Source organism: Amycolatopsis sp. NPDC058278 (assembly GCF_042881395.1).
Lineage (GTDB): Bacteria > Actinomycetota > Actinomycetes > Mycobacteriales > Pseudonocardiaceae > Amycolatopsis.
In genome coordinates, this window is record NZ_JBHVXZ010000019.1 from 38,749 (window position 1) to 51,447 (window position 12,699).

Annotated in this window: 10 protein-coding genes; 6 read left to right on the plus strand and 4 right to left on the minus strand. The window is 74.0% G+C overall.

The genetic code is table 11. The features are described from left to right. Window positions 1-73: 73 nt before the first annotated feature. Window positions 74-3,247 (plus strand): thiol reductant ABC exporter subunit CydD, encoded by a 3,174-nt coding sequence (gene cydD, locus ACFVYA_RS12520; protein WP_387044784.1) that lies wholly within the window; start codon window positions 74-76, stop codon window positions 3,245-3,247. 671 nt (window positions 3,248-3,918) lie between these two features. Further along, window positions 3,919-4,848, plus strand: coding sequence for a histidine kinase (locus tag ACFVYA_RS12525; RefSeq protein ID WP_387044785.1), 930 nt, complete (start codon window positions 3,919-3,921; stop codon window positions 4,846-4,848). Between the two features lie 197 nt (window positions 4,849-5,045). On the opposite strand, the gene ACFVYA_RS12530 is transcribed toward ACFVYA_RS12525, so the two are convergent. Beyond that, window positions 5,046-5,672: a response regulator transcription factor gene (locus ACFVYA_RS12530; protein WP_043788689.1), complete on the minus strand. Its 627-nt coding sequence runs from the start codon at window positions 5,670-5,672 to the stop codon at window positions 5,046-5,048. A 285-nt stretch (window positions 5,673-5,957) separates the two neighbouring features. Here ACFVYA_RS12530 and ACFVYA_RS12535 point away from each other — a divergent pair, with 285 nt between their 5' ends. After that, window positions 5,958-6,455 carry an excalibur calcium-binding domain-containing protein gene (locus ACFVYA_RS12535; RefSeq protein WP_387044745.1) on the plus strand — a complete coding sequence of 166 codons (498 nt, stop codon included), beginning with the start codon at window positions 5,958-5,960 and terminating at the stop codon, window positions 6,453-6,455. Further along, a complete protein-coding gene (locus ACFVYA_RS12540) occupies window positions 6,452-7,102 on the plus strand; it encodes a class F sortase (RefSeq protein WP_285987644.1) in 651 nt (216 codons plus the stop codon). The genes ACFVYA_RS12535 and ACFVYA_RS12540 overlap by 4 nt, the downstream gene beginning before the upstream one ends. On the opposite strand, the gene ACFVYA_RS12545 is transcribed toward ACFVYA_RS12540, so the two are convergent. Both ACFVYA_RS12545 and ACFVYA_RS12550 read right to left on the minus strand, forming a co-directional pair. Beyond that, the gene (locus tag ACFVYA_RS12545) at window positions 7,072-9,348 is read right to left on the minus strand and encodes a helicase-associated domain-containing protein (protein WP_387044746.1); all 2,277 of its coding nucleotides are present in this window, start codon (window positions 9,346-9,348) and stop codon (window positions 7,072-7,074) included. The two genes, ACFVYA_RS12540 and ACFVYA_RS12545, sit on opposite strands and share 31 nt — an antisense overlap. Window positions 9,349-9,362: 14 nt before the next feature. Then, on the minus strand, window positions 9,363-10,151 hold the full coding sequence (locus ACFVYA_RS12550) for a thermonuclease family protein (protein ID WP_387044747.1): 789 nt from the start codon (window positions 10,149-10,151) through the stop codon (window positions 9,363-9,365). A 191-nt stretch (window positions 10,152-10,342) separates the two neighbouring features. On the opposite strand from ACFVYA_RS12550, the gene ACFVYA_RS12555 reads away from it, so the two are divergent. Together ACFVYA_RS12555 and ACFVYA_RS12560 are read left to right on the plus strand one after the other, a co-directional pair. After that, window positions 10,343-11,728, plus strand: a complete 1,386-nt coding sequence (locus ACFVYA_RS12555) for an exonuclease domain-containing protein (RefSeq protein ID WP_387044748.1) — start codon at window positions 10,343-10,345, stop codon at window positions 11,726-11,728. Between the two features lie 87 nt (window positions 11,729-11,815). Next, complete coding sequence (locus ACFVYA_RS12560; RefSeq protein ID WP_285987648.1) at window positions 11,816-12,154, plus strand: DUF3024 domain-containing protein; 339 nt, start codon at window positions 11,816-11,818, stop codon at window positions 12,152-12,154. On the opposite strand, the gene ACFVYA_RS12565 is transcribed toward ACFVYA_RS12560, so the two are convergent. After that, window positions 12,151-12,468, minus strand: coding sequence for a nucleotide pyrophosphohydrolase (locus ACFVYA_RS12565; RefSeq protein ID WP_285987649.1), 318 nt, complete (start codon window positions 12,466-12,468; stop codon window positions 12,151-12,153). The genes ACFVYA_RS12560 and ACFVYA_RS12565 overlap by 4 nt on opposite strands. Window positions 12,469-12,699: the final 231 nt, after the last annotated feature.

The following is a 12,699-nucleotide window of genomic DNA, read 5'->3' on the forward strand; positions in this document are numbered from 1 at the left end:
CCCCCGGCCCGGGGCGGAGCCCCGGTTGTCACAGCTTCCCGGACGCGCTCCCCTTTCCGCCTCGGAGTCCACAGTGGACTCGGCGCGCCCGGGAAAGGGCCCGCTCGGCGCGTTGCCGGCTCTCGTGCCGGCCGTGCGCCGAGCGCTGGCCCTGGTGGGTTTCCTGTCGTTCGTCAACGCCGCCGCGCTGGTGGCACAGGCGTTCCTGCTCGCCGACGTCCTCGCGGCGATCGTCGGAGCAGGTTCCGGGGGAAGCACCGCCCGGCTGGCCGCGCTGCTCGCGCTCGTCGCGACGCGCGCGCTGACCGGCTGGGCGGTGCGCACGGTCTCCGCCCGCGCCGCCGCGACCGCGCAACGCGAGCTGCGTGCCAAGGCCGTCGACCACGCGCTGCGCCTGGGTCCCGAGTGGATCGCCCGGCGCGGCCACGGCGAGCTGACCGCGCTCACCACCCGCGGCCTCGACGCGCTCGACGCCTACTTCCGCGAATACCTCCCCGCCCTGGTGACGGCGGCCGTCGTGCCGCTCGGCGCCGGCGTGGCGATCCTGCTCGCCGACTGGCCGTCCGGGGTGATCGTCGCGCTGACCGTGCCGCTGCTGCCGGTGTTCGCCGTCCTCGTCGGCAAGTACACCGCCGACCGCGTCGCCGGCGCGACCGACGCGACGCACCGGATGTCCGGCCGGCTGCTGGAACTCGTGCGCGTGCTGCCGGTGCTGACCGCGTTCCGCCGGGCCGCGGCGCAGGCCGAGACCGTCCGGCGGCTGTCCGAACGCCACCGCCGCGCGACGCTCAGGACGTTGAAGGTCGCCTTCTCCTCGGCGTTCGTGCTCGAACTGGTCGCGACGCTGTCGGTGGCGCTCGTCGCGGTCGTGATCGGTGTCCGGCTCGCCGGCGGTCACCTGCCGCTGGCCATCGGGCTCGGCGTGCTGATCCTCGCGCCGGAGTGCTATCAGCCGTTGCGCGCGGTCGGCGCCGCGTTCCACGCCAGCGAGGACGGCGTCGAAGCGGTCCGGCGCGTCGCCGATCTGCTGGCGCTCCCCGTGCCTCCTTCGGGGACCGCGATCCCGTCGCGCGGTGAGCTGCGCGCGACTTCCCTCCGGGTGGCGCGGCGCGGGGGCTTCGCACCGGACGGCGAGTCGTTCGCGGTCCGGCCCGGCGAGACGGTCTGGCTGCGCGCCCCGAGCGGTGGCGGCAAGTCGACGACGCTCTCGGCGCTGCTCGGCTTCGTCCCGGCGTACGACGGCGTCGTCACGGTCGGCTCGACGGACCTCGCCGACGCCGACCTCGCCCGCTGGCGCGAACAGGTCGCGTGGGTGCCGCAGTCGCCGGTGTTCACCGGCGGCACGGTCCGCGAGGAGGTGGGTTCCGCCGGCGCGGTGCTCGCCGAACTCGGGCTGACCGGGCTGGCCGATCGGCCGGTTTCCCAGCTGTCACTGGGCCAGCGTCAGCGCGTCGCCGTCGCCCGGGCGTTGCACCGGGTGCGGTCCGGGGCCTGGTTGCTGCTGCTCGACGAGCCGACGGCCCACCTCGACGAGGCGAGCGCGCGCCTGGTGCTCGACGCGGTGCAGCGCGCGGTCGACCACGGCGCGGCGGCGATCATCGCGGCCCACGAGCGCACCGCGGCGGTCGACCTGCCATCGGAGGTCCCTGCCGCTGCGGAGACATCCACAGTGGACTCCTCGGCTGCGCCGCCGAGGTGGCGCGCGCTCCTCGACGGACGCCTCTTCGGCGGGGCCGCGCTGGGTGCGCTCGCACTGCTCGCCGGGGTGGCGCTGACGGCGACGTCGGGCTGGCTCATCGCCAAGGCGTCCCAGCAGCCGCCGATCCTGACGTTGACGGTGGCGGTCGTCGGTGTCCGCGCGTTCGGGCTCGGCCGCGCGGGGCTCCGGTACGTCGAACGGCTGGTCACCCACGACGCCGCGTTCCGCATCGCCGGCCGTGTCCGGGTGCGGCTGTGGAACTCCCTGGTCCGGCTCGGGCCCGCGCGCAGCCTGCGCGCGGGCGAGGGGCAGCGCCGGCTCGTCGGCGACGTCGACACCGTGCGCGACCTCCTGCCGCGGGTGGTGTCCCCGCCGCTGGTGGTCGCGCTGGTCGCGGCCGGGGCGATCGCCGTGCAGACGTGGGTGCTGCCGGCCGCGGGACTGACGCTCGCGGCGGCGGTGGCACTCGGGCTGTGCGCACCGTGGGTCGCCCTGCGCGCCGAGCGCCGGGCGACGTCCGCCCTGGCAACCGGACGGCGCGAGGTGGCCGCGCGAGTCTTGGTGGTGTTCGAAGCGGCGGCCGAACTGCTCGCGTTCGGCGCCGAAGGAACCCACCGCCGAGCCCTCGCCGCCGCCGACACCCGCTTGGTGACGCAAGCGCGCCGGCAGGCGTTCGGGGCGGGCGCGGCGGAAGCGCTGGTCACCTTGGTCTGCGGCGCGGCGGCGGTGGTCAGCACCGCGCTCGCCGCCGCGGCGGTCGCGGGCGGACGGCTCGACCCGGTCCTGGCGCCGCTGCCGGCGCTGGTGCCGCTCGCGCTGGCGGAGGTCCTGGCGTTGCTGCCGCCGGTAGCCCAGCACTGGGACACGCTGCAAGGCGCTCGCCGCCGTCTCGCCGACGTGCCGGAGGGGCCTGTGGCCACTTCGCGCGGGGACCGCGTGGAACTGCGGGGAGCGGACCTCGGCTGGCCGGGCGGACCGGTGGTGCTGCACGACGTCGACATCGACCTCGCACCAGGCACGTACACGGCGGTGGTCGGCCCGAGCGGAGCGGGCAAGTCGACGCTCATCGCCGCGTTGCTGGGGTTCCTCCCGCCGCGGCGCGGGGTGGTCGCCGTCCCGGAAGGGGTGGCGTGGGCCCCGCAGGAGCCGATGCTCGCGGCGACGACGATCGCCGAGAACCTCCGGCTGGCCCGTCCGACGGCGACGGAGGAGGAGCTGCGTTCGGCGTTGCACGGCGCGGCGCTGACCGATGTCTCGCCGGAGACGGTGCTCGCCAGCGGCGGCACCGGACTGTCCGGCGGCCAGGCACAGCGGGTAGCGCTGGCGCGGGCGCTGCTCGGGGCGCCGTCGGCGGGGCTCATGCTGCTCGACGAGCCCACCGCGCACCTGGACGAGGCGACGGCCCAGGCGGTGCGGGCGCACTTGCGGGAGGCACTGGCGGGCCGGACGGTGGTGCACGTGACGCACCTCGCGGAGGAGGCGGCCGGAGCGGACGTGGTCCTCGAGGTCCGCGACGGCCGGGTCGTCACCCGGGTGCCGGTCACGTGATCGATTCCCGCTGTGTCCTTGCCGCGCCGCCCTCGCGCCGCGCGATAATGACGGAACTCATGGATCCAACGCTTGCCGCGCGCGCATTGTCCGCAGCCACAGAGATCACGAGCACCGCCCTGTCCGGCGACGACCCGGGAGCGGTGCTGGACACGGTCGTGGCCCGAGCGGCCGAACTGGCCGACGCCGACCTGGGCCTGGCCATGGTCAGCACCGACGACGGCCGGGTGGTGGTGGAGGCCGCCCACTACGCAACAGCCCACCCGCCAAGGGAGGGCAACACCCAGCAGGCCGCCCCCGCCCCCGCGCCTGCGGCTGGCGGCCTGGCGACGGGTGCGAGCGGCGGCGACCCGACCGCAACCGGCTCAGCCGCGCCGGTGGCTGGCGGCCCGGCGGCGTGTATCAACCGCGGCGGGCTGGCCAGCGACCCGGGCGCGACTGGCTCCGCCGCGCCGGCGGTCGGCGGTCCGGCAGGAGGCCGGGCGTTGGGCGCCAACGCCGGCGAGCTGGCCGGTGACCCGAGTGACACCGCAGCCGCAGGTCCGGCAGCCGGCGGCCCGACCTCGACCGCCGCCACCAGCGCGCCGGCGGGCGGTGCTCGCGGTGACTTCGCCCAGCCTTCCGGCAGTCCGGAGCCGACCTCACTGTCCGGCGCATCCGCTGGGGAGTCCCTGCGCGGCCTGACCCTCCCCGCCGACTCCGCGGCTGGGCGAGTGGCCCGCGGCGGCGAACCCGTCTCCAGCGAAGACTTCATCGTCGACCCGCGCACTGCGCCCTACGTGCCCGCCGAACTCCACGGCTACGGGCCCTTCGCGGCCGCGCCGTTCGGGTCTGGGGGGCGGGTTCTCGGGTCGCTCACCGTCTACCGGAAGCGGGGGCGTGAGCCCTTCTCCGCCGGGACCGTCGAGATGCTCGTTGCCTTCGCCGCGCAAGCCGGTGTTGTCCTCGCGCTCGCCGAAGGTGCCAACGCCCGCCACCGGGTTGCTCTCTACGAAGAGCGCGAGCGCATTGCCCGCGAGCTGCACGACGTCATCGTCCAGCGGCTCTACGGTGCCGGGATGCAGCTGGACCGCGTCCGGCGCAACATGCGCAAGCGGTTCGCCCAAGCCGATGGGGCCCGACTGTCCGACGCCATCGACCAGCTCGACCAGACCATCGAAGAAATCCGCGGGACCGTGCGCGCGCTGCGCTCACCGGAGCCTCGCCACGACACCGGCACGCCCGCCGACCTTGCCGAGTCGGCGCGCGGCGAGGTCCGCATCGCGGGCGAGCTGCTCGGCTACCCGCCCACCCTGGAGCTGTCCGGCGAATTCGCCGACGTCCCCGCGGAACGCGCCGACCACATCCGGGCCGCCCTGCGTGAAGCACTGTCCAATGTGGTCAGGCATTCCGGCGCCAGCGAAACCCGCGTGACACTGACCAGGGACTCCGGCGGAGTGAAACTCCGCGTCCGGGACAACGGTTCCGGCGTCCCCCAAGGCGTCGCCACCCGTGGTCTGCGTCATCTCGCCGAACGCGCGGACGCCGCGGGCGGGAAGTTCTTCCTGAACTCCTCACCCAGCCTCGGCACGCTCGTCGCGTTCGATCTGCCTCTCGACTGACCCCTGCTCCTGCGACTCACCCTTCTCGGGTCATCCAGTCCTCCCTTCCACGCCCTCGTCGATGATCTTACCGGCCCGTCGAACATATATTCGACTCACGTTCGAGTGAATCTGTGGCCGAAAAAGCCCTGATCGACATGGCGGTCCGTGACGAGGCGCAGAAAGGTTGCAGCGAACGGCGGATTGCGGGCGTGCGGCTACTTCTCCCGCCGCGCGATCCACGCGGCGGCCTGCGTCCGGCGCTGCATGCCGAGCTTCGCCAGCACCGACGTGACGTAGTTCTTGACCGTCTTCTCCGCGAGGAACAACCGCTCGGCGATCTCGCGGTTCGACAGGCCCTGGCCGATCAGCTCGAGCACGTCGCGTTCGCGCTCGGTGAGCGTCGCCAGCTCGTCCGTCGGCGGGTGCCGCATCTTGTCGAGCACGCGCGCGGTGCTCACCGGGTCCAGCAGCGACCGGCCGGCCGCCACCTCGCGGACCGCGTTCACCACGTCCTGCCCGCGCACCTGCTTGAGCAGGTAGCCCGCCGCGCCGGCCATGATCGCGCCGACCATCGCCTCTTCGTCGTCGAACGCGGTGAGCATCAGGCAGGCCGGCGGGTTCGGCTTGGACCGCAGCTCGCGGCAGAGCGTGATGCCGTCGCCGTCGCCGAGGCGGACGTCGACCACCGCGACCTCCGGCTCGACGTGCATCGCCACCGCCAGGGCCTCTTCGACGCTGCTCGCTTCGGCGACGACCTCGATGTCGGGCTCGTCGCCGAGGAGGTCGCGGAGCCCGCGGCGGACCAGTTCGTGGTCGTCGACGAGCAGTACCTGGATCGGCATACCCCGAGGTTACGGGGTACGCGGACGCCGCGGTGGCGGCCCGTCGGCCCCGTCACACGTGAAATAACTCAAAGGTGTGACCGCGTACCCCGTAACATTCCGGCCGGCACGCATTCCTGGGGCGCAAATACGCAGGTCACGGCGGAACCGGTGAAGAATCACCAGTCGCGTCGTTCTTCGTGGGACGCTGGCGTTTCCGGAATTCCGGAATAGTCCGTAACGGTACCGCCGAGGCGGCGATAGTAACCACGCAATCGCCCCAGATTCCGTTCGGAAGGAATTCCGTTGTCCCTGTTTCGCCGTGCCCTGACGATGGCCGCCGCCGTCGCCGGGCTCGCCCTCCTCGGCCCCGTTCCCTTCGCTTCCGCGCAGCTCGCGACGCCCCTCGTCGGCGACGTGGACTGCAAAGACTTCCAATACCAGGAGGAAGCCCAGGCGGTTCTCGACGCCACGCCGGGCGACCCCAACCACCTGGACGACGACAAAGACGGATTCGCCTGCGAAACCCTGCCGCACCGGCCGAAGCAGCCGGGCACGACCACGGCGACGGCGGAAAAACCGGCCACCACAACGCGTTCCGCGCCGAAGACGACCACCAAAACGCCTGCCAAAAAGCCCGCCACCACCGGCGGCCAGGTGAAGGTCAAGCCGGTCGGCGGCGTCGCCACCGGCGGCGGTGAGCCGGACGACGACGCCCCCGGATTCCTCGTGCTCAGCGGCACGCTGCTCGCCGCGACGGTGTCCGGCGGCATGGTGCTCTACCTGCGCCGGCGTCCGAGTTGAGGCACCCACGCCTGTGGCCCGCGGTCGCGGCGGTCGTCGCCGCGCTCGGCGTGGTCCTGGCCGTGGCCCTCGTCCTCGTCCTGTCGCCGAAAGCGCCGCAGGAGATCGCCCCGCCGAGCCCGGCCGCCACGAACCCGGCGGGCACCGCGAGCGTCGCGCACCCCGCGGCAGCGGCCGCCGACGGCCTCCCCGCGGCGAAACCGGCGTCCCTGACCATCCCGGCGATCGGCGTGCGGGCCGAGGGGATCAAGGACCTCGGCCTCACGCCGGACGGCGCGCTGGAAGTCCCGGGTGACGCCACGACGGTGGGCTGGTTCACCGGCGCGCCGTCGCCCGGGCAGACCGGCCCGGCGGTGCTGGCCGCGCACGTCGATTACAAGCACGTGCCCGGCGCCTTCTCCCGCCTGAAGGAGCTGCGCCCCGGCGAGCAGGCCAAGGTCGGCCGCGCGGACGGCCGGGTCGCGGTCTTCACCGTCTACCGGGTCGACCACTACCCGAAGGCGACGTTCCCGACCGACCAGGTCTACGGCGACACGCCGGACCCCGAACTGCGGCTCATCACCTGCGGCGGGGCGTTCGACCGGGAGAGCGGCAACTACCTCGACAACGTCGTGGCCTACGCGAGGCTCACCGCCGTCGAGGCCTGAGCCAGGTCGATCCGGGTCAGCTCGAGCCGCCGGTAGGTGCGCTCCCGGAGGGACCAGACGTCCAGGATCTCGCCGTCGAGCTCGGGGTAGGCGATGACCAGGTGCTCGTCGCCGTACGCGATGTCGACCGGCAGCCCGGCTTCGAGCTGCCAGCAGAGCTGCTGCTGCTTCGGCGTGAGCCGGCCCGCGTAGCGGTCGCTCATCGCCCGGGCGAGCTGCCCGCGCAGCAGGGCCGGCCCGCTCGCCGGGGCGGCCAGCAACCGCTCGGCGTGGCCGGCGGGATCGGGTGGGAGCTCGCCGGGTCCGGGGTCGCGGACGGCCACCGTCGGCTCGGCCTGGTCACGGGCGGGCAGCACGATGCTCCCGTCCGGGGCGTGCCGGGTCGGCGCATAACCCGCTTCACGCAACGCCTCCAGCGTGCCCACGGCATCCACAGTGGACGTCAACACGGTCGGCGCCACCGGGCGCAGGCCGAGTTTGGCGAGCTTCCGGTGCGCGGCGAGCTCGGCCAGCACGGCGGGTTCGCCGACGACGACGCTCGCGACGTCGAACACCTGCGCCTCGCCGTGCCGCCGCGCGACGTCGTTGACCAGGTACACCAGCGGCTGCGGCAGGTCGCCCGCGGCGATGGCGCGCAGGTCGTCGAGCAGTCCTTCCGTCGTCGCGCCCTGGTCGAACGCCCGCCGGACGGACGCCGGGGAGAACCGCCAGCTGGTCGCGGTGCCCTGCGCTTCCCGGTCGGCGACGCGGTCGAGCAGCGCGGCGAGCCGGGCGTCGGGCGAGCCGGGCACGATCGCCGTCAGATCGGTGCCGAACAACGCCGTCGTGCGGGCCCGGGCGACCAGTTCGCCGGTGACTTCGACGAGCCTTTCCGGGGCGAGCAGGGCGCGTCCGGCCGCGGTCACGGCGCCGTGCGCGACGACGCCGAGCAGTTCGCCCTCGCTGAGCGCGTCCCGGACGTGCCCGGCGAAGTCATCGGTCGGCAGCAGCGGCGCGTGCCACTCGGCGAGCCGGGTCAGCGCGTCGACGTCGAGCGCGTCGCCGGGAGCGAGCCGCGCCAGCAGCCGCACGACCAGCCGCCGCACCAGCGCGTCGACGTCGGTCTCGAACTCCGGCGGCGCCGGGTCCCACCAGGTCGTCAGCAGCAGGCGGTACAACAGCGCCGGCGCCGGCCGCGCGAGGTCCGGGCCCGGCGCGAGCGTGGGCGCGGGTGCCTTCTGGCCGCGACGCGGCGGCGGTGGCTCGTCGGCCACCAGCAGCCCGGCCTGCGCGGCGAGGTCGATGGCCAGCTCGATCTCCGCCGGGGTGGCCCCGGTGTCCTTGGCGAGCTTCTTGACCAGCCGGGTCCCGATCGTGCCGTCCTTGAGCAGCGGCAACGGTTCCGCGGCGGCCAGGTCGAGGATCGCCGACACGCGGTCGAGCAACCGCAGCGCGGCGGCCGACGACGCCGCTTCGGCCGCTTCGGCCCCGGTGTGGGTGACGGCGTACTCGGGTTCCGCGGGGGTGAACGGCAGCTGGTGGCCCGGGCCGCGCAGGGCGAGCGACACCTCGATCGGCATGGCCACGGTGCCGTGGTAGGTCCCGAACAGGAAGCCGTGGTCGAACGCCCAGCCCGCCGGGACCAGGCCGTCGACCTCGGGAACGCCGTCGGCCATGTCCAGCAACAGCTTCCGCGTCGCCGCGGGCGCGGTGGCGAAGAGCTCGCGGACGCGCTCGCCGTCCCGGAAGAAGCGGACGAGCCCGAGCAGGAGCTCCGGCTTGCGAGTGGCGTCGGGCAGGCCCAGGGCCCGCGACAGCGTGGCCAGCCGGCTCGTGCCGAGCTCCCCGAGCAGGTTCGCGACGGGCCGGCCGAGCCCCTCGGCGCCGAAACTGTTGCGGTGCAGCAGGTCCGGCAGCTTGACGCCGTCCTCGTCGCCCCACAGCAGGGCGCGTTCGGCCAGTTCGTCCACCGAGGACTCGACGGTGGCGGTGTCCGTGCCGAGCAGCCGGGCGACTTCCGCGACGGGCGCGGGCCGCTGTTCGAGCGCGTGGCACAGCTGGACGGCCCGCAGGACCTGCACCAGCGGCATCGGCAAGCCGAGCAGCGCGGCATCGACGGACCCACCCGACGCGAGCCGCGCGGCGACGACGTCCAGCCGCCGCGGCCACGGTTCCCGCAGCACGTCCGGCCGGTGGGCCAGCACCTTCGCCAGGGCGTCCTTGTCCAGGCTCGCCAGCCTGCCGCGCAGTTCGTCGGCGGTCGTCATCGGCCCAGGCTAAATCACCGTTCGCAGGCGACGCCGTCGCCGTCGCGGTCGAGCGCGGGCCGGTAACCGGGTTCGCCGCGGTGGAGCGGCGCCGCGTGGGCGGCCTTCGCCGCGGAGCAGTTCGCGTAGTAGACGCTGGGCGCCGGGGCTTCTTCGGTGGCCTCGACGGGCGGCGGGGGAGCTGCCTTGGTGGCCGGCGCCGGCTTCGGGGTCGCGACCGGGGCCGGGGTGGGCGCCGGGGCCGGCGCGTCGATGGTGCCTTGGCACGGCGGTCCCCACAGCCCGCTGACGGCTTGCTTCGCCGCGGTTTCGCCGGCGGCGAGCGCGGGCAAAGCGGCGGTGGCCGCGTACTTGAGATAGCCCTTTTGAATCGCCAGAGTCGCGTAGTCCTGCCCGCCGGCCAGCGTCAAGGAGATGCCTTGCGCAGTTTCCGCGCCGAGCGTGACGGCGGCGCCGGAAAGCGTCGAAGTGGCCCAGGCGAGCGATTCCGCCGCGTAGCAGCCGGTGCTCGCGACCGGGGCGATCACCCCGAGGACGTGCACCGTTTTGCTGGTGCCGTCGCTGCCGTTGACCACGACGGTCGCGCCGTCCGTCACGCTGCCGACCGTGTAGGTGACGGCCGCCGGCGCCGGGGTCGGAGACGGAGTTGCGCTGGTCGGCGGCGGTGCCGAGGTCGCCGGAGCGGCGGCGGTCGTGAGCTTCGGTTCGGGTGCCTTCCCGAAGATCGCACCGAGCGCGAACAGGACGGCGAAGGCGGCCAGGACGATCTTCAGCCAGTTCGGAAAGCGCTTCTTCGGCTGCATGCGGGATTTCCTCATTCCTCGAGCGACGTGCCGACGAGGTACTCGGGAAATTGCCTGCCCTCGTTACGCGGTGGCTCGTGATCGACCACCAGTCGTTATCCGGCGGAATGTTGCCGTCACGATCACGTTACGAACCACGACCGCGTGCCGAAAAGCTGTCACAAGCGCCCGCCGGGAAACGACCTGCGGACGTGATCGAATCCCTCCCGCTGCTCGGTGCCGGCGGTTACCCCGCCGCCGGCCTCGACTTCACCGCCGTGGACATCCGGACCACCGGGCTGCGCTCCGGACGCGTCGTCGAACTCGCCGCGGTGCGGGTCGCCGCCGGCGGCTCGGTCGCCGGTGAGCTGTCGACGCTGGTCGACCCCGGCCCCGGTGTGCCGCCCGGCCCGGCCTTCGTCCACGGCATCACCCGCGGCGAACTCGACGGCGCGCCGTCGTTCGGCGAGGTGCTGGGGCCGCTGCTCGACCTGTGTGCCGGCAGCGTGCTCGTGGCTCACGACCTCGCGGCCGCCGGGGCTTTCCTCGACCGCGAAATCGAGGCTCTCGGGGTCCGGATGCCGGTGCTGCCGGGCGTTTCGATCCTGGCGGCCGCCCGGTCGGTGGTGCGGCTGCCGAACTACCGGCCGGCCACTGTGGCGCACGCCTTCGGGGTGCCCGCCCGGCCCGGGCAGTCGGCGTTGTCCGGTGCGCGGACGGTCGCCCAGCTGGTGACGGGCTTGTTCGGGCGGTACGGCCTGACGTTCGCGACCCCGCCGGTCCTGCCCGGCCTGCCCCGGTTCGCCGACGGGCGGCTGCTTCCCCGCGCCGAGGCGTTGCCCGCCGAGCCGGGGTGGATGGCCGAGGCGCTCGAGCGGATCCCCGGCGGCGGGGCCGGGGACGGCTACCTCGACCTGCTCGCCGGGGTCCTCGCCGACCAGCACCTCGCGCACGACGAGGTGGCGGCCCTGGCCGCGTTGGCGAGCGAGGCCGGCCTGTCCGAAGAGCACGTGCGATCGACGCACGTACGGCTCGTGACCGCGCTGCGGGAGATCGCGGAACGGGACGGCGTGGTGACCGCCGCGGAATCGCGCGAGCTGCGGCAGGTGGCCACCGCACTCGGCGTCACCGACGCCGGCGACCTGCGGCCCACCGCGGCCGGGAAGCCGGCCCGGGTGCTGGTGCTCGGCACCACCGTGGCGGCCGACCGGCTGCGGGCCCGGGTCCTCGCCGAGGGCGTCCAGCTGGCCAAGAAGCTCACCGCGAGCGTCACCCACCTCGTGGCCGACGCGTCCGTGCCCGCGGACGAGCCCCGGCTGACGCGCGCCACCGAGCTGGGCGCCGTCCTGCTCGACGTCGGCGTCGCCCCGGTGGCCCTCGGCTTCGAACCGCCGCCCGCACAACCGGCCGCGGCGGCGCCCTCGAGGACGAAGCTCGTCGGCGGGCGGGTCCTGATGGGGATCGGGCTGCTGCTGATGTTCATCGTCGTCGTCGCGATGTTCGGGGGGACGCCGGTGGGTGCCGGAATCTTCTTCGCCGTGTTCGGGGTGGGTGCGCTGCTCGGCGGTTGGTGGCTGGCCGAGCCCGCCCCGCGCTAGCACCGGTTGCCCTGCGCGGCCCGTGCTCACCCTGCTTGGCGATGCCCCCGTGCGGCCTGGCCGAGCGGGACCCGGTTCACTGGCACCATGGCGGCAATTCCGGAGCTCGCGCTGCGGCAGATCGAACGGTGGTGCGCGCAGCGCGTCCCCGAGCACCTCCAGGACCGGATCCGGGTCGAGTGCCGGACCCGGGGCCGCGCGGTGACCATCGTCGAGCGCCGCGCGCCGTGGTCGCCGCAGGCCGGGCCCGACTGGAGCGAGCAGAAGATCGCGCAGCTGCGGTTCGACGAGTTCGGCATCTGGTCGGTGTGGTGGGCCGACCGGAACGGGAAGTGGCTGAGCTACCCGGACGCGCCGGTGGCCAGCACGCCGCCCGCGTTGCTCGCCGAAATCGACCGCAACCCCGGCGGGGTGTTCTGGGGCTAGGCGGGCGGCGGGAAGCGGACCTCGTTGCGGTCGATCTTCGCGTGGGCCGCGGCGGCCAGGTCGACGCCGAGCCGGTCGGCCAGCTGCAACAGGTACAGCGTGACGTCCGCGATCTCGTCCAGCACCTTCCCCGCCAACGCCTGATCCTCGCGCCACGCGTCGGATTCCTCGGGGGTCAGCCACTGGAACAGCGAGGTCAGCTCGCCGACCTCGCCGGAAAGCGCCATCACGAGGTTCTTCGGGGTGTGGTACGGCTCCCAGGCGCGGGCCGCGGCGAAGCCGCGCAGCCGCTGGGTCACGTCGTCGAGGTTCACGGCGCGATTGTGCCCGGTGGTCACCACGGCTTTCGGGGGTCCGGGTGGCGGAGCCCCCGGCCCGGGGCGAAGCCCCGGTCGTCACCACGGCTTTCGGGGGTCCGGGTGGCGGAGCCCCCGGCCCGGGGCGAAGCCCCGGTCGTCACAGTGCGCTAACGGCCGTATGGCGGACTGGCGTTGACCGGTGAATCTCTCACTCAATAGGTTGAACTTCGTCGGGATTGTGCGGGG